16 protein-coding genes are annotated in these 16120 nt (G+C 74.3%); 10 read left to right on the forward strand and 6 right to left on the reverse strand.

The annotated features are described in order from the left end of the window. The first annotated feature begins 53 nt into the window (after window positions 1-53). Window positions 54-1142 carry a DUF2330 domain-containing protein gene (locus ACZ6S8_RS29840; protein ID WP_469460522.1) on the forward strand — a complete coding sequence of 363 codons (1089 nt, stop codon included), beginning with the start codon at window positions 54-56 and terminating at the stop codon, window positions 1140-1142. Between the two features lie 31 nt (window positions 1143-1173). Here the strand turns inward: ACZ6S8_RS29840 and ACZ6S8_RS29845 are convergent, their stop codons facing one another. Next, window positions 1174-2532 carry an erythromycin esterase family protein gene (locus tag ACZ6S8_RS29845; protein ID WP_469460523.1) on the reverse strand — a complete coding sequence of 453 codons (1359 nt, stop codon included), beginning with the start codon at window positions 2530-2532 and terminating at the stop codon, window positions 1174-1176. Window positions 2533-2838: 306 nt separating this feature from the next. Here ACZ6S8_RS29845 and ACZ6S8_RS29850 point away from each other — a divergent pair, with 306 nt between their 5' ends. Continuing rightward, window positions 2839-3783, forward strand: coding sequence for a nucleoside hydrolase (locus tag ACZ6S8_RS29850; RefSeq protein ID WP_469460524.1), 945 nt, complete (start codon window positions 2839-2841; stop codon window positions 3781-3783). 102 nt (window positions 3784-3885) lie between these two features. Here the strand turns inward: ACZ6S8_RS29850 and ACZ6S8_RS29855 are convergent, their stop codons facing one another. Continuing rightward, window positions 3886-4707, reverse strand: coding sequence for a helix-turn-helix transcriptional regulator (locus ACZ6S8_RS29855; RefSeq protein WP_469460623.1), 822 nt, complete (start codon window positions 4705-4707; stop codon window positions 3886-3888). Between the two features lie 140 nt (window positions 4708-4847). Here ACZ6S8_RS29855 and ACZ6S8_RS29860 point away from each other — a divergent pair, with 140 nt between their 5' ends. From ACZ6S8_RS29860 to ACZ6S8_RS29885, 6 genes are all read left to right on the forward strand, one after another. Then, window positions 4848-6269 (forward strand): MFS transporter, encoded by a 1422-nt coding sequence (locus tag ACZ6S8_RS29860; protein ID WP_469460525.1) that lies wholly within the window; start codon window positions 4848-4850, stop codon window positions 6267-6269. Between the two features lie 199 nt (window positions 6270-6468). Continuing rightward, window positions 6469-6978 carry an RNA polymerase sigma factor gene (locus tag ACZ6S8_RS29865; RefSeq protein WP_469460624.1) on the forward strand — a complete coding sequence of 170 codons (510 nt, stop codon included), beginning with the start codon at window positions 6469-6471 and terminating at the stop codon, window positions 6976-6978. Further along, a complete protein-coding gene (locus ACZ6S8_RS29870) occupies window positions 6975-7799 on the forward strand; it encodes a zf-HC2 domain-containing protein (protein ID WP_469460526.1) in 825 nt (274 codons plus the stop codon). Before ACZ6S8_RS29865 ends, ACZ6S8_RS29870 begins: the two co-directional genes overlap by 4 nt. Before the next feature lie 116 nt (window positions 7800-7915). Next, window positions 7916-8722: an ABC transporter ATP-binding protein gene (locus ACZ6S8_RS29875; RefSeq protein ID WP_469460527.1), complete on the forward strand. Its 807-nt coding sequence runs from the start codon at window positions 7916-7918 to the stop codon at window positions 8720-8722. Continuing rightward, window positions 8719-10107: a hypothetical protein gene (locus ACZ6S8_RS29880; protein ID WP_469460528.1), complete on the forward strand. Its 1389-nt coding sequence runs from the start codon at window positions 8719-8721 to the stop codon at window positions 10105-10107. The genes ACZ6S8_RS29875 and ACZ6S8_RS29880 overlap by 4 nt, the downstream gene beginning before the upstream one ends. Continuing rightward, entirely contained in the window at window positions 10104-10679 is a 576-nt protein-coding gene (locus ACZ6S8_RS29885) for a hypothetical protein (RefSeq protein ID WP_469460529.1), read from the forward strand. The genes ACZ6S8_RS29880 and ACZ6S8_RS29885 overlap by 4 nt, the downstream gene beginning before the upstream one ends. A gap of 42 nt (window positions 10680-10721) precedes the next feature. Here the strand turns inward: ACZ6S8_RS29885 and ACZ6S8_RS29890 are convergent, their stop codons facing one another. Next, window positions 10722-10874: a hypothetical protein gene (locus tag ACZ6S8_RS29890; RefSeq protein ID WP_469460530.1), complete on the reverse strand. Its 153-nt coding sequence runs from the start codon at window positions 10872-10874 to the stop codon at window positions 10722-10724. A gap of 210 nt (window positions 10875-11084) precedes the next feature. Beyond that, window positions 11085-11414 carry a hypothetical protein gene (locus ACZ6S8_RS29895; RefSeq protein ID WP_469460531.1) on the reverse strand — a complete coding sequence of 110 codons (330 nt, stop codon included), beginning with the start codon at window positions 11412-11414 and terminating at the stop codon, window positions 11085-11087. Between the two features lie 170 nt (window positions 11415-11584). Here ACZ6S8_RS29895 and ACZ6S8_RS29900 point away from each other — a divergent pair, with 170 nt between their 5' ends. Then, complete coding sequence (locus ACZ6S8_RS29900; protein WP_469460532.1) at window positions 11585-12352, forward strand: SDR family NAD(P)-dependent oxidoreductase; 768 nt, start codon at window positions 11585-11587, stop codon at window positions 12350-12352. 144 nt (window positions 12353-12496) lie between these two features. Here the strand turns inward: ACZ6S8_RS29900 and ACZ6S8_RS29905 are convergent, their stop codons facing one another. Together ACZ6S8_RS29905 and ACZ6S8_RS29910 are read right to left on the reverse strand one after the other, a co-directional pair. Continuing rightward, window positions 12497-12793, reverse strand: a complete 297-nt coding sequence (locus ACZ6S8_RS29905; protein WP_469460533.1) for an SH3 domain-containing protein — start codon at window positions 12791-12793, stop codon at window positions 12497-12499. Between the two features lie 183 nt (window positions 12794-12976). Beyond that, window positions 12977-13480, reverse strand: coding sequence for a PPOX class F420-dependent oxidoreductase (locus ACZ6S8_RS29910; RefSeq protein WP_469460534.1), 504 nt, complete (start codon window positions 13478-13480; stop codon window positions 12977-12979). A gap of 548 nt (window positions 13481-14028) precedes the next feature. Here ACZ6S8_RS29910 and ACZ6S8_RS29915 point away from each other — a divergent pair. Beyond that, a complete protein-coding gene (locus tag ACZ6S8_RS29915; protein WP_469460535.1) occupies window positions 14029-15714 on the forward strand; it encodes an FG-GAP-like repeat-containing protein in 1686 nt (561 codons plus the stop codon). Window positions 15715-16120: the final 406 nt, after the last annotated feature.

The raw sequence follows: 16120 nt of genomic DNA on the forward strand, positions 1-16120 counted from the left end.
CGGGCCGTACGGGCGTGCGGAACCGGAACGCGGGGCCGGTCGTCTGAGACCCCGTGTGGACGAAACGAAGGATCCTGGCGCTGCTGTTCGCCCTGCTCGCGACCCAGCTGGGCTCGCTGGTCAGCCCGGCGTACGCCTGCGGATGCGGGGCGATGGTTCCCGACGGGCAGTCCCGGATCGGGGTCGACCGGGAGACCTCGGTGGTGCGCTGGGACGGCCGTACGGAGCAGATCGTGATGCGCTTCACCGTCGGCGGCGACGCCCGCCGGGCCGCCTGGATCATGCCGGTGCCGGGCCGGGCGACGGTGGAACTGGGGGACGGGGACCTGTTCGGCGAACTCGCCTCGCTCACCCGGCCCGAGCGCCGGGCCCGCGGCTACTTCTGGCCGCGGAACTCCGACTGGCCCTTCTCCTCGGGCCGCGGCGACAGCGCGGGAGCCGCGCCTCCGGGCAGCGACGGGGCGGGGGTCGGCGTCGTCGGCCGCGAGCAGCTCGGCGACTTCGACGTCGCCCGCCTCACGGCCACCGACCCCCGGGCCCTGCAGAACTGGCTGGAGGGCAACGGCTTCACGCTCTCCGACCGGCTCGCCGCCGAGGTCGAGCCGTACGTGGACCAGAAGTGGGAGTACGTCGCGGTGCGGCTCGCCCCGCGCCGGCCGGACGCGGTGCTGCGCGGCGACCTGGACCCCCTGAAGATCCGCTTCGAGAGTCCGCGGCTGGTCTACCCGATGCGGCTGTCCCGCCTCGCCCGGACCCCGCAGTCCCTCGGCCTCTACGTGCTGGCCGACCACCGCATGGAACCCGCCTCCCGCATCGGCGGCTCCGCACCGGAGGTGACGTTCGCGGGCACCGTCTCGCCGAAGGACGGCCCGCTCGCCGAACTGGCGGGCACCGGACCGGTGTTCCTGACGGCGATCGACCAGAGGTTCCCGGACCCGTCCCGCATCGACGCCGACCACGAACTGCGCGCCGCGCCCGCGGACACCCCGTACCGGCGGGTGATCCACCACGACGAGCTCCTCACGGTGTGGGGCGGCACCCCGGTGTGGCTCCTGACCCTCGCGGCGGCCCTGGTCCTCGCGGGCGCCGCCTCCGCCGCGGCGCTGCGCCTGCGCCGCCGTCGCGCCCGCACGGGAACCTGACACCGGCGGCCGTGCGCGTCCGCGTCACCGCCTACCGGTCGGCGGGATCCGGGCCGTCCGGCAGCAGCCGGGCGGCGGTGACCCGGTGCAGGTGGATGACGATGTCGTGCGCGGACGCGAGCGCGACCGGGTACTCGGCTCCGGAGGGCCCGGGATAGGCGGTGCCGATGCTCCGGGTGGCACGGGCCGTGGCCAGCCACGTACGGGCGGCGGGCGGGGCGCTGCGCAGGTCCAGGACGTAGTCGCGGTGGCCGACCCGGTCCAGGGTGTACTCGTTGCTGCCGGGCTGCGCCGGACCCACGGTGTGGCGGCGCACCGTCCCGTCGTCACCGGTGGCGTTGAACGAGCCCCGGTCGAAGGTGGTGCCGATGCTCACGTAGCCCTCGGCCGGCCTGTCGCGCAGGAAGCTGCCCTGAACCTTCGGGTACTGCGCCGGATCGCGGGTCTCCAGGGCCAGGTGCGCGTTGTGCGCCGACAGCATCACCTTGTCCCCGGTGTTCCTCCGCCACCAGTCGACGTTGTCGGCCATGACCGAGTCGCGGTAGCGCATGCAGGCCGCGACCTGCGCGGGGTCGGCGAAGTCGAAGGCGTAGCCCCTGGCCGTCTGGTCGATGGCGGTGGCGTGCTGCAGGGCCCAGGCGTACGCCTCCCCGTCGGCCCCGGTCCCGGGGCGCTGCTGCCCGAGCAGGGCCAGCGCGCGGCCCGTCCGGTCCGCCATCTCCTGCCGCTCGGCCGGCGGCTTCGCCGGGTACGCGTTCATGTACGCGTCGGCGGAGGTCGTCGGCCGGAGGCCGTCGTACAGTCCGGCGATCTCCGGCAGGAGCGCGGGGTGGGCCCGGGCGACGTAGTCGGTCACCCGGTCGTAGAGCTCCGGGCCTGCGTAGGCGAAGTCGTCGCCCATGAACTGCACCGGATCCTGCGGGTGTCGGACGTTGTACGCGCGCATCCACCGCAGGAGGCCGAGGTACTCGGCGCTGTTCCACCAGGCGTACGTGTTGCGGAACTCCTCGCGCATGATCTGCCGGGCATCGCCCTTGCCGTGCAGCACGTAGTCGTTGAGCCGGAGCCCGGTGCTCCAGCTGCTCTCCAGGGCGAAGGTGCGAAAACCCTTCTCCTCGACGAGGTAGCGGAACATGCGGTGCTTCATCGTGAAGAACTCGTGCGAACCGTGCGTGGCCTCGCCCAGGCCCACCACCCGGGCCTCGCCCACCATCCGGCCCACGGGGCGAAGGTCGTCCACGCCACCGGTGGGCTCGGTGGTGCGCAGGGGCTGCGCGGCCCGGCTCAGGGCGGACACCGGCGAGAGGGCCGGCGGCGGGGGAGCGGCGGCGAGCACCGCCCCGAGCGCGAGGAGCAGCAGGGCGGAAAGCGCCGGAGTGCGTTGTTTCATACCCCAAGCCTCCCCGCCGGCGCCCACCGCCACCAGGATTCAAACCCCCGGTTCGGGGGTGGGGCCACCCCCACCCCCCGCCCGGACGCGGGGCGGGTGTCGGGGGCCGTTCGGACGGTCCCGCCGGCCGTCCCGGCGATCCGGCCGGATCCGGACCCCGCCGCGACCGCCCCGGCGTATCGTCGTGCCGTTCCCGCGGCGGACGGCAGACGGCGGACGGCACGTTCGGCGAAGGGCCGGGCGGCCCACCGCGGGCCTCCGCCCGGACGTGTCCGTACCGGCCGGCCCCGACGAGGAGGAGCGCCCGTGCCCGTTCCGATGATCATCGACTGCGACCCGGGGCACGACGACGCCCTCGCGATCATGCTGGCCGCCGCCGATCCCGCGGTCGACCTGCTGGCCGTCACCACGGTCGCCGGCAACCAGACGCTGGAGAAGACCACGCTCAACGCCCGCCGGGTCTGCACCCTCGCCGGGATCACGGACGTCCCCGTCGCGGCCGGGTGCGACCGGCCGCTGGTCCAGCCGCTGGCCGTCGCGGCCGACGTACACGGCGCCTCCGGCCTGGACGGGCCGCGGTTCCCCGACCCCACCGTCGACGTGGTCCCGGAACACGCGGTGGACCTCATCCACCGGATCCTGACGGACCACCCGGAGCCGGTCACCCTGGTGCCCACCGCCCCGCTGACCAACATCGCCCTGCTGCTCACCCGTTACCCCGAGAGCGCCGCCCGCATCCGCGAGATCGTCCTGATGGGCGGCTCCACCGATCGGGGCAACCGCACGCCGGCGGCCGAGTTCAACATCCACACCGACCCGGAGGCCGCGGACATCGTCTTCCGCAGCGCAGTCCCCGTCACCATGTGCGGGCTCAACGTCACCCACCAGGCTCTGGCCACCCCGGAGATCCTGGCCCGCTTCGAAGGCCTCGGCACGGAACTGGGCGACACCTGCGCCGGACTCCTCGCCTACTTCGCCTCCGCCTACAACCGGCTGTGGGGCATGCCCCACCCGCCGCTGCACGACCCCGTCGCGGTGGCCCGGGTCATCGACCCGTCGATCGTCGGCTGCGTCGACGCGAACGTCACCGTCGAACTGCACGGGCGGTACACGCGCGGCGCCACCGTCGTGGACCTCCACCAGTACCTGGACCGCCCGGTGAACGCGCAGGTCGCCGTCACCCTCGACGCCGAACGGTTCTGGGACCGCATGATCGAGGCCGTCACGGTCCTCGGCTCCCGCCACCCCTGACCGGCCGTACGGCGTACCCGCGACCGCGGCCGACCGGCCGGCCCGGAACCGGCCCCCCGCCGCCCCGGCCCCCGCCGCTCGCCCAGCCGGCGACGGGACGCATCAGCCCGCGACGGGATACATCAGGCCGCGCCGCCCCTCCGGAGACGTCAGCCACTCCAGTTTGGCAGCGGTGTCCGTGCCCGGCAGCGGAGCGTGGAGCACGATCGACAGGTCGGGGCGGGCCGGCACGCGCAGCTGCGTGGACTCGACGTGCAGCGTGCCCACGACCGGGTGCTCCATCTCCTTCCGGAGCTGGCCGCCGGGCCGTACGTCCCGCTGCTCCCACAGCGCGGCGAACTCCGGGCTGCGTTCCTTCGCCTCCGCGACGACCGTACGGAACCCCTCGTCCCGCGGGTGCTCCGAGCAGGCCGCCCGGAACTGGGCCACGACCTCGCACGCCACCTCCTCCCAGCGCGTGGAGCGGAGCCGGTAGATCGGATCGGTGAAGAAGGCGACGAGACAGTTCTGCACGGTCTCCGGGCGCATCCCGAGCACCAGCGCGGCCGCCTCGTTGTACATCACCGTGTTCCAGTACACGTCCATGATGTGCGCGGGGTAGGGCATCCAGGTGTCGATCAGCCGCTTCAGACCGTGGCACATGTCGCGGTCCCCGGGGGCGACCTCCAGGGCGGGCGGGTTGAGACCGGCGAGCACGTACAGGTGCCGCCGCTCGGCGCTGGTCAGCTTGAGCACCCGGCCCACCGCGTCCAGCACCTGCGCCGACACGGTGATGTCGCGCCCCTGTTCCAGCCACTGGTACCAGGACACCCCGACCCCGGCCAGCACGGCGACCTCCTCCCGCCGCAGACCGGGCGTGCGGCGCCGCGCTCCGCCGTCCGGCAGCCCGGCCTGCGCCGGAGTGACCCGGGCCCGCCGGCTCATCAGGAACTCGCGCAGTTCCGCCCGGCGGTGCTGGTCGATCGGTGTCGCCACGAAGTTCCCCCTGCCGGCCCCCTGGTGGTGCCACCAACAGGATAAGTTCCCACTCTTCACGGGCATTCCCGCGCCGTGAAGGTAGGGCCATGGCGACCGACACACAGACGACGACCACCGCTCCGCAGACCGCGGACCCCGCGGACCCCGAGGACCGCCGGCTCTCCGGCCGGGCCAGACTGGTCCTCTTCGTACTCTGCGCCGCCCAGTTCATGGTGGCGCTCGACTTCTCCGTGCTCAACGTGGCCCTGCCCGTCCTCGGCAAGGACCTGGGCCTCGGCCGGTCCGCCCTGCAGTGGGCGGTCACCGCCTTCGCGCTGCCGTCCGGCGGATTCCTGCTCCTCTTCGGCCGCATCGCCGACCTCTACGGCCGCAAGAAGCTGTTCCTGACCGGCCTGGCCGTCTTCGGCGCGGCCTCCCTTCTCGCCACCTTCGCCTGGGACCCGGCGTCCTTCCTGACCGGACGCGCCGTCCAGGGCCTGGGCGCGGCGATCATCGTGCCGACCGGCATGTCCCTGCTGACGACCACGTTCCCCGAAGGCCCCCTGCGCGACCGGGCGCTGGGCATCTCCGGCACCCTGCTGTCGCTCGGCTTCACCGTCGGCATGCTGCTCGGCGGCGTCATGACCGACACCCTCGGATGGCGCTCGACGATGGGCCTCCTCGCGGTCGCCTCGGTGATCGTTCTCCTGCTCGCCCCCGGGCTGCTGCCCGAGTCGCGCACCCCCCGGCGACCGCGGCTGGACGTACCCGGCGCCGTGACCGTCACCGGCGGACTCCTCGCGCTGATCTACTCCCTGTCCACGGCCGCCCAGCGCGGCTTCGGCGGGGCGGACGTCCGGATCACGCTGGCCGCCGGGATCGTGCTCCTCGCCGCCTTCGCGGTCGTGGAGGCGAAGGCCGAGGCCCCGCTGGTCTCCCTGCCGATGCTGAAGCGGCGCACGGTCGCCTGGGGCAACATCGGCGGCCTCGTGACCTTCTCGATGATGTCGACGGTCGTCTTCGTCCTGACCCTCTACCTCCAGGAGACCCTGCACCTGTCCGCCTTCCGGACCGGCCTGGTCTTCGGCGTCCAGGGCATCGCGTCCGCCGTCGCCGGCACGTACGCCCCCACCCTCATCGGCCGCTTCGGCGCCCGCCGCACCCTCGTCGGCTCGCTGCTCGGCCAGGGCGTGTTCATCTCCGCACTGCTCGGCGTGGGCCCGGAGTCGGGCGCCCTGCTCGCGACCGTGGCGGTATCGCTGGCCAGCATGTTCCACCTCGGAGCGATCATCTCGTACGGGGTCACCGTGACGAGCGGGGTGCCCGACGCGGAACAGGGCCTGGCCACCGGCCTGGTCACCACCACCCAGCAGGTCGGCATCACCATCGGCATCCCGCTCCTCGGCGTCCTGGCCACCACGCAGGCGTCACTGCTCGACGGCGTGCGGACGGTGCTGGCGGTCGACGCGGCCGTGGTGCTCGCCACCGCGCTCCTGGTGGCGATCGGACTCGGCCGACGGAAGGCGTGAGGCCGGACCCGCGTGCCCGTGCGCACCGGCCGCACCGCCCCACCGGCCCCACCGCCCCATGTCCGCCCCGCCCCTGGACGTGACCCGGATCACGTCCAGGGGAAAACCCGGGGCCGCCGCCGCGCGTCTAGCAGGTGTGAAACGGGTGGGAGCGGCCGCGGCGCCGCAGCAACTGGACGAGGAACACCTCCTGCGGAGGGTGGCCCGGGGAGACCGGGCCGCCTTCGAGGAGCTGTACCGGCGCACGTCGCCGTGGCTCGCGGTGCGCCTGCGCCGCCGCTGCGCCGACCAGCAGATCGTCGCCGAGGTCATGCAGGAGACGTACCTGGCCGTGTGGCGGGCGGCGGGCTCCTTCGCCGGGAGCGGTACCGCCACCGGAGGCACGGCCGTCGGCTGGCTGTGGACGATCGCGGCCCGCCGCCTCGTCGACGCGTTCCGGCGCAGGGCCCACCACGCGCAGCCGCCGCTCGCGGCCGCCGCGCACCCCGCGGCGCCCGCGGCGGAGGAAGAGGCCCTGGGAGCCACCGTGGGCGGCGACGTCGGGGACGCGCTGCGGCGCCTGGCACCCGAACTCAGGGACGTACTGCAGGCCATGGTGCTCGACGGGCTGTCCGTCCGGGAGACCGCCGTTCTGCTCGGACTGCCCGAGGGAACGGTCAAGACCCGCGCCCGCCGGGCCCGGATCGCGATGCGGGAGGCACTGGCATGAACGGGGAACACGCGTCGGCACGGCTCATCGAGGGGTACGCGCGCGGCGACACGGACCTCGCCGCGGACGAGCTGTGGGCCCTGGAGGCCCACCTGGAGGGCTGCCGGGTCTGCCGCGACCGGCTGTCGGACGCCGTCACGGCCGGGGCGCCCGCCACGGCGGCCCTGACCGAGGCCGTCTGGTCCGAACTCGCACCCCTCCTGGCCGCCACCACACCGGCCCCACCTCGCCGCCGCCCGGCCCGCTGGTCGGCGTGGACGACGCCCGCCATGACGCCGTGGCTGGCCATGATCCTGGCCGTCGTCCTGCTCGCACTGCTGCTGGACGCGATCGGCCCGGGTTCCGGCCGGGTCTCCCTGGTGCTGCTGCTGGCCCCCGTCCTGCCCGTGTGCGGCGTCGCGGCCTCGTGGTCGCGCGCCCTGGACCCGGCCTACGAACTGACCGCCGCCACACCGCGGGCGGGGCTCCCCCTGGTGCTGCGGCGCACCGCCTCCGTCCTCACCGTGGTCATCCCCACGCTGCTGGCCGGGGGATGGGCGACGGGAATGCCGGGGGTGACCGCGGCCCAGTGGCTGCTGCCCTGCCTGGCCTTCACCGCGCTGACCCTGGCCCTCGGCGGCGTCTTCGGCGTGACCCGCGCCGCCCTCGCGCTGATCGGCACGTGGGCCGCGGTCGTGGCCGCGCCGACCCTGGCCACGAGCCGAACGGCCTTCGTCCTGCGCGGCGACGGCCTCCCCGTGTGGGGGCTGCTGCTCGCGCTCGGCGTCGCCGTGGTCATCGCCCGCAGACGCTCCTACACCGTGCCGGGAGCCCGGCCGTGAACCCCGTCGCAGCAGACCCCCTCGCAGCAGACCCCGTCGCAGCAGACCCCATCGAAGCGGACCCCGTACCGCTCGGACGACCCCCGCACGAGCCCCGACAGCAGAGGAAGCGCACCATGCCCGCAGTGAGCAGGGCCGACATCGCCCCCACGGCCTACGCCTGGGAGATCCAGGCGACCGGACTGAAGGTGAGGGCCGGCCGGAAGCGGATGGCCGTCGACGGACTCGACCTGGCGCTGGGCACCGGGGTGCACGGTCTCCTCGGCCCCAACGGAGCGGGCAAGACCACCCTCATCCGGGCACTCGCCACCGTGCTGCGGCCCGCCGGAGGCGAGCTGGAACTGCTCGGCCGGTCCGTGGGCGGCCCGGGCGAGCACCGGGCGCTGCGCCGCCGCATCGGCTACCTCCCGCAGGACTTCGGCTACTACAAGCGGTTCACCGTGCGCGAGTTCGTCGAGTACATGGCGTGGCTGAAGGAGGTGCCCAGGGCGGACATCCCCGCGGCCGTACAGCGCGCCGTGGAGCGGGTCGGCCTGGCCGACCGCGCCGACGAGCGGATGAAGGCCCTGTCGGGCGGGATGGTGCGGCGGGCCGGCATCGCCCAGGCCATCGTCAACGACCCGTCGATCCTGCTGCTGGACGAGCCGACGGTCGGGCTGGACCCCGCACAGCGGCTGCGGCTGCGCGCACTGCTCCAGGAACTGGGCACGGACGCCTGCGTGGTCGTCTCGACGCACCTCGTGGAGGACGTGGCCACCGCCTGCACCGACGTGCTGCTCTTCGCCGAGGGACGGCTCGTCTTCCAGGGGTCCCCGGACGAGCTGGCCGCGGCGGGCGGCCCGGAACACGTGGGCGACAGCCCACTGGAGCGCGGCTACTCGGCGCTCCTCGTCGACCCCGTACGGACGCGGGGTGCCTGGTGAACCTCCGCATCCTGCGCACCGAACTGCGGCGGTCCGTCGCCCCCTGGGCCGGCGCCGCGGTCCTGGCGGTCTCGCTCGCCTTCCTGTACCTCGTCCCCGGCCCGTGGTGGACCGGCACCGCGCTGTGGACGGCCCAGTGGACCTCCATGGCCCTGTGGACCCGCTTCCTGCTGATCTTCCTGTGGCCGCTCGCCGTGGGACTCGGTGCGCTCCAGGGACTGCGCGACCACCGTTCGAAGATCGCCGAGCTGCTCATCAGCACCCCGCGGCCCGCCCGGCACCGCGCGGCCGCCTCGGCGGGCACGACGGCCCTCACCCTCGTCACCGCCTTCGCGATCCTCGTCCTCCTGGGCGCGGTCCGGGTGCTGGCGGGCGGAGCCCCGTACGCCCACCTCGGCTGGCTGCCCGTCTCGCTGGTCGGCGCGCTCGCCCTGGCCGCGGGGGCCGTCCTGGGCATGGGGGTCGCGCGGGCGCTGCCCTCGGTCCTGACCCCGCCCGTACTGGCCGTCGGCGCCTTCCTGTTCACCACCCTGGTGCGGCAGACCACGGACGACGCGGTACCGGCCTCGGCCGCGCCGAACCGCCTCTCGCTGCTGTCGCCCGCGGTGCCGGAGGTGCGCGAGACGCTCCTCACGCTCTCCGCCCCCGTGCACCTCGGACAGACCGTGTGGCTGCTCGGCATGGCCGCGACGGGCCTGGCGCTGCTGGCCGCCGCCACCCCGCGCGTGCGGCTGCTCGCCCTCACCCCCCTCGTGGCGGGCGGGGCCGCCGCCGTGCTCCTGCTCCCGGCCGACCCGCGCGACACGCACGTCGTCGACCGCGCCGCGGCGGCCCAGGTGTGCGACGGCCCGGTGTGCGTGACGACGGCCCGGCGGGCGCGCCTCGACGGCCTGGAGGGCCCCGGCAAGGAGGCGTTGCGCCTGCTGCGCGAGGCCCTGGGGGACCGGGCCCCCGTCACCGTCCGCGAGACCACCGTCCCGCGGGCGCTCGGCGACACACCGGAGCGGTCGGCCGATTCCGTGCTCGTCGACTTCGGCGACGGGACGATCGGCGGCGCCGTCGGCCGGGAGCGGCTGACCCGGGCGCTGGTCGGCCAGGGCCTCGCTCCCGTGTGCCGCCCCCGCAGCGGCACCGAGAGCGGCACCCTCGACGAGGCCGCCGCCCAGAGCATCGGAGCCGCCTGGGCGCTCGGTGAGGACCTCCGGCCGCTCGACGGAACCATGCACTCCGCGCGTCACCAGGAGGAGGTGGCCCGTCCGGTGTGGGAGGTGTTCACCGCGCTGCCGCGCTCCGAACAGCGCCTGCGGATCGCTGCCCTGCACGCCGCCGCCGTCGACTGCTCGGGCGACGTGCTGGCCGCGCTGACCGGCGGGGCACCCCGGTGAGGTGGCTGGTGCTGTACGCGCGCTCGCGGCGGGTGCCCGCCTCCCTCGCCGCGGTGGCGGCCGGTGCGGTGGCGGTGTGCGCCCTCGCCCGGATCGTCGGCACGGGGCCGGGCGACCCCCGGCTCGCCACCCTGGTCCTCGCCGCGGGGGTGACGGCCCTGTCGGTCGGGCTCGGGGGGCAGGACCTCGGGCTGGACCGAACGGCGGCGATCCGCTGGAGGCCCCGCAGGGCCGTGCACGTACTGCTCTGCGGGGTGCTGGCCGGCGCGGTGCTGCTGGCGGCGCAGACGGCGGGCGGGCAGCCGGCCGCCCTCGCGTTCACGGTGCGCAACAGCGCGGGCCTGATGGGGCTCGTCGCCCTCGGGGCGGCCTGGTGCGGGAGCCCGTACGCGTGGATCCCGCCGTTCGCGTGGGTGGCCGTGTCCCTCGTCGTCCCGCCCGCGGCGGACGGACCGGCCCGGGTGCTGACCTGGATGCTCCTGCCGCCCGGCACGGCGGCCGGCACCTGGACGGCCCTCGCCCTGGCCGTCACCGGCACCGCGGTCTACGCCACCGGGGGCCCGAGGCGCTGAGTGCCTTCAGGGGGCTCTGCCCCGGCCCCGGGCCGCCGGTGGTCAGGCGGGCCGTACGTCCTCGCCCAGCAGGTCCGCGCGCCACACGAGGAGCTGGGTGGTACCGGAGCCGTACCAGCCGGCGCCGCGGGCGACCCGCAGCCGCGGCTCGCTCCGGGTCCACCAGGCCAGCCGCTCCTCGTCCTCCGGCGTCACCTGGTGCGGGGCCGAGGTGATCGCGGCGGGGGCTCCGCCGTGCGTCCAGGACGTCAGGCGGTCCAGCCAGTCGTGGTCCGGCCCGCTGCCCCCGTACTGGGTACAGGTCCAGGGCGTGCAGCGCCGGCTGGCCCGCCGCTGGAGCCACCGGGGGCAGCAGCCCGACCGGCTCTGCTTCAGCCCGAGCGACCCCGCCCAGCCGGTGACCGCCTACTGCGCGGCCAACCGGTCCGCCACGGCCTCCTCGTACCGGGCCTGCGCCTCCCCGGTCGGCTGCCTCGGGGAGTTCGGCAGGTCCAGCCCGTACGGCCAGCGGATACGGCCCGCCTCCCGGCCGAACACGGCGGCAGCCCGGTCGGCGAGCGGGGCGTCGGGGCGGGGCCCGGTGGCCTCGCGCGCCCGCCGGGCCGGGGCCGAACGGCGCTGGGCGGGGCGCGCGTCGGTGTGCGGTGCGCCGCGGCCGTCGCAGGGGGAGGCGCCGCAGCGGGGGCAGGGTGGGGCCGAGCGGTGCGCGGGGAGAGGGGGAAGCGTGGTCGTCACCACTCGACGGTATCGGGGGCGCCGGGGGAAGCGCGGGACCCCCGTCCGCTCCTGTATGAATGGACGTCGAGCACCCGCCGCGAACAGTCGTGAACCGGACGGTGAACCGGGCCGGCCGGGCGCGAAAACCGGCGCCGCCGACCGGGATCCACCGAGAGAGGCCCTTGCCCGTGAACCTGCCCGCCACCGGCCGCCGCGTACTCGTCAGCGGTGCCTCCCGAGGCCTCGGCCGAGCCGTCTCGCGGGCGTTCGCCGCGAACGGAGACCGCGTCGCCGTGCACTACGGCTCGCGCGAGGCCGAGGCGCGGCTGACCCTGGAGTCCCTCGACGGCGCGGGACACGGGCTCGTCGGCGGCGACCTCTCCGACCCGGCCGGGGTGGCCGCCGTGGAGTCGGCGGCCGCCGAACTCCTCGGTGGCGTTGACGTGTTGGTGAACAACGCGGCCGTGAACCTGCGCCATCCGCTCGCCGAGACCCCGTACGAGGAGTGGGTGAGCGCGTGGCAGCAGCACGTCGCCGTGAACCTGCTGGCCACGTCCCATCTCAGCTACCTGGCCGGCCGCCGGATGATCGAGCAGGGCACGGGCGGGCGCATCGTCAACATCGGTTCGCGGGGCGCCTTCAAGGGCGAGCCGGACCACCCCGCGTACGGGGCGACGAAGGCGGCGGTCCACGCGCTCGGCCAGTCGCTCGCCGTCTCGCTCGCCCCGTACGGCATCGGTGTCGCGTCCGTGGCCCCCGGATTCTTCGACACCGAGCGGGTCGCGCCCCGGCTGAGCGGAGCGGACGGCGCGGCGATCCGGGCGCAGAGCCCCTTCGGCCGGGTGGCCTCGGCGGAGGAGGTCGCGGCGGCGGTGCTGTGGCTGGCTTCGCCGGAGGCGCAGTGGGCGTCGGGAGCGGTGCTCGACCTGAACGGCGCTTCCCACCTGCGCACCTGACGGACGCCGGGCGCCCCCGCCGGTCTCCGGCAGGGGCGGAAGACGGACGTGCCCCGCGCCGCCGACGGCGCGGGGCACGCCCTGCGGCCCGGCGCGGCCGGCGGGAAGCCCCACCGGCCGCGCGGCCACGTCACGGACGGTGCGTCAGCACCACGGCACGACCGTGTAGTTGTGCACGTACCGAGCCGACACCCAGCCGCTCGGCTGGCCGTGCAGCCGGTACCAGACGTTGTTGCCCTCGACCCACTTCGCCTGCACCTGGCAGGACAGCCTGACCTTCTCCCACGGGCGCAGGGAGCCCACCACACGGGCGTTGGTGGTGGCGTTGGCGCGGACCTTGACGCCGGCCGAGCTGACGACCAGGCCGTCGGCGTACGGTACGGCCGCCAGCGCGCCCCCGGCGAAGAGAACTGCCGAGGCGGCGGCCGCCGTACCTGCCACAGCGATCCTTCTGAACATGCGCATCTACGTCTCCCCAACCTCACGACTCACCGGCGCGCATCGAACGCGGCCTTGGGGACGACCCTGCGCCGCCGTTCGCCGTACGGCCGTCCGGCACACCGCACGGTCCCTCGAACGGCGGAGCGACCGGGGCGGGAGCGGGGCGCGACCGGGGCGCGGCGGTCAGCGGAGCGATGCGCCGTACACGTGGTCGACGGCGATCGTCACCAGCACCCTGCGGTCCGACACCATGACGGACCGGTACTCGTCCCAGTCCGGGTGCTCGCCGGCGGCCAGCCGGTAGTAGTCCACCAGGGCCTCGACCTCGGGGCCGTGCGGGTCGGTGCCCGGCCCGACGAGCGTCACCGTGCCCTCGGCGGTGGCCCACGTCCGGCCGTCCGGGCCGGTCACCTCCAGCGCGGCGCGCGGGTCACGGCGCAGGTTGGCGGTCTTGGCGGTCCCCTCCGTCGTCGACACCCGGATGACCCCGGCGGCCCGGTCGTACGAGGGGAGGACGGGAGAGAGCTGGGGGCGGCCGTCGGACTTGAGGGTCGCGAGGACCCCGAGCCGGCTGCCCGCGAGCAGCTCGTGCGGGTCGAAGGGAGCGCTTCCGCTGCCCGCATCGCTCGCAGTGCTCGCAGTGTCCGGCGCGCCCGGCGCGCCCGTCGTGTTCGTGGTGTCTGCCATGTCGAGCCACAACCCGGGACCCGGCGCCAGGTATTCCGGCAATCGGTGGCCGATTCTGCGGAACCGATTCTGCTCCGCGTCGTTGATGGGACGGGTGCACCCGCCCGCTCCGGGTCTCCGTTCCCCGGAGCGGGCTCCGCGCCCCTCTCGTCCCCGCACCCCTCGTGTCGGGCCCTGGAGGACGGAACGCCGATCGAACTGACGAAGGCAGTGGGGTCGTTCCTGTCATGCGCTCTCCCTGTGGCACGAGAGATGCCAGGAGACCTCGCTGAGGCAGTGACCGAACTCCATTTCAGTCTCCTTAGGTGTGCGGCCCGTAGATCAGCCGCACCCTGACCAGGCAGTGTGCGCGGGGGCCGCCAGTGAGATGGCCCCATCTCGCAGACCCGAGGACGATGCCCGCGATGTGGAGTCCGGCGAGGTAGTCGATGGCGCTCTCTCGTAGCTGGTGGCGATGCCGCACCAGAGGCCTTTGTAGACTCACCGGGTTTTGGTGATTTTCCTCAGAGGGGCGGCACGAGTACGTGCAAGCGATACGAAGAACACTGGTGGCCGGCCTGATGCTCGCGGCGGGTCTGTTCGCCGGTACGGCGGCGGGCCCGGCCGCCGCGGCGGGGGCCGCCCCGGCCGGGAAGCCGGTGAGCCTGATCTCGTACAACGTGTGCGGCGCATCCTCGACGTGCAAGAGCAGCGCGGCGGACGAGGACGTGTGGGCGGACGAGGCGCTGCAGAAGGTGCCCGACCTGGGGGCGACCGATGTGGTCATGCTCCAGGAGTTGTGCGCCGGCCAGTACGAGAAGCTGATACTGAAGCTGGGGGCGGGATACTCCGGGCATTTCGAGGCCAAGCTGAGCAGCCCCGGATGCGACCAGTGGAGTACGACGGCCACGCCGACCGCTGAATCGACCCGGCTCGGACAGGCCGTCATCCTGCGGACGAGCGCGGGCGTCGCCGGATCGTCCGTTCAGGTCGTGGCGAACGACACGCGGCTCGCGGTGTGCGCGAAGGGTCCGGTCGCCGGCCGCCACACCCTGGCCTGCAGCGTCCACCTGTCCGCCAGTACCGCGGCGGGCGATATGCACGAGCTGTTCGGGCACATCGAGGCCAAGGCCGGCGGCGCCGCCGTCATCCTCGGCGGCGACTTCAACGCAAGGCCCGACGTCGTGGACCCGACAGTCGGCCCCGGCAGGCCCGTGACGGGCCCGTTCCTCGAAGCGGACGCCGGGACGAAAACCCCGACGGCGGGTTGGAACACCACCACCAAGACCTATACGGCGAAGTTCGACCACGCCTTCTTCAGCTCGGAGGACTTCGCGGCCCCGTCCGCGTCCGTTGACGACGTGCAGCTCGCCGGGGCGAAGGACCACGCCCTCCTGCGGGCGAAGGCGGTCACCCGGGCCCCCGTGAACGGCGATCTCACCGGAGACAGCCGCCCCGACCTGCTCGCCGTACGCAAGGACGGGACGCTGCGCCTCTACCCGGGCATCGGCGACGGCCGGTTCGGCTCCCCTCAGCTCATCGGAAGCGGCGGTTGGCTGGGGGCCGTGGTCAGTCACCGCGGCGACTGGACCGGCGACGGGCGCGAGGACGTGGTGGCGCGGATCGGCGACAACCTGTGGGTCTACCCGAACGTGGGCGGCGGAACGCTGGGCGAGCGCGTAGCCGTACCCAACCGGGAAACCGGCTGGACGGGCACCGTCCCGCTGGCCGCCGGAGACCTCGACGGCGACGGCCAGAGCGACCTGGTCGTCAAGAGCGCGGGCGGCAGCAGCATGTGGCTGCACCGGGGCGGCACCCCGGCGACCGGACCCTCACTGCCCCGCGCGGCGATCGGACTGCAGCCCACCGAGGGGAGCTGGGCGGATTACGACGTGCTCACCCCGGGAGACGTCACCGAGAACCCGGCCGAGACCGGTGACGAGAACATGGCCGACCTGTGGGCACGCAACCGAACCACGGGCGAGCTCAAGGAGTTCCGCTCCAAGGGCGCGGCCGGTCTGGCCGCGCCCCAGACGATCGGCGGCGACACCTGGACCGCCGCACAGCGCCCCCTGGCCGTCTCCCTCGGCGACGCGGACGCCGATGGCCGCGCCGACCTCTGGGTCACCACGAAGTACGACGCGACAACCGCCACGGGCGGCGACCTGTGGTTCCGCTCGGGCACCACCGGCACCTTCGGCACCCCGGTCCGAGTCGGCGAAGGCGGCTGGGCCTACATCGAGTCCCTCGCCTGAGACACACCGGCAGCCCCGGCGGGACACCGCGCGTCGGGACTCCCAAGTGGGAGGTGGGCGACGCTGGTGGACCCCTCGGCTCATCGCCGCTCCAGGTAGAACGTGTAGGGGTCCAGCCTGCTGGGCCGGGGCAGGTTCTCGCGTGCTGTCCTGCCAACGTACGGAGTTCGCGTTGAAGTCGGACCTTCGGAAGGACTTGCCGCGGGGGATCCCGCCCATCCGGGTGCCGTTGGCAGCACGTACAGGGGGTCAGTGCCGAGGCCGAGATGGCCTCCCGACCTCCGTGGTATCCCAGGTTGACCTGCGGGGCCTGGTCGAAGGAAAAGGCGACCTCACTGCGCGTCGAACCACTCCGGGTGACGCGTCTTGGCCCAGGCCGTCGCCTCATCCATGGTCTGTTCATGAG

The sequence above is a fragment of the Streptomyces sp. NPDC048461 genome, assembly GCF_055587105.1.

Excerpts from the sequence above, each read along its gene's own strand:
- ACZ6S8_RS29845 (WP_469460523.1), bottom strand. The coding sequence starts at position 2,532 with ATGAAACAACGCACTCCGGCGCTTTCCGCCCTGCTGCTCCTCGCGCTC.
- ACZ6S8_RS29855 (WP_469460623.1), bottom strand. The coding sequence starts at position 4,707 with ATGAGCCGGCGGGCCCGGGTCACTCCGGCGCAGGCCGGGCTGCCGGAC.
- ACZ6S8_RS29860 (WP_469460525.1), top strand. The coding sequence starts at position 4,848 with ATGGCGACCGACACACAGACGACGACCACCGCTCCGCAGACCGCGGAC.
- ACZ6S8_RS29870 (WP_469460526.1), top strand. The coding sequence starts at position 6,975 with ATGAACGGGGAACACGCGTCGGCACGGCTCATCGAGGGGTACGCGCGC.
- ACZ6S8_RS29875 (WP_469460527.1), top strand. The coding sequence starts at position 7,916 with ATGCCCGCAGTGAGCAGGGCCGACATCGCCCCCACGGCCTACGCCTGG.
- ACZ6S8_RS29910 (WP_469460534.1), bottom strand. The coding sequence starts at position 13,480 with ATGGCAGACACCACGAACACGACGGGCGCGCCGGGCGCGCCGGACACT.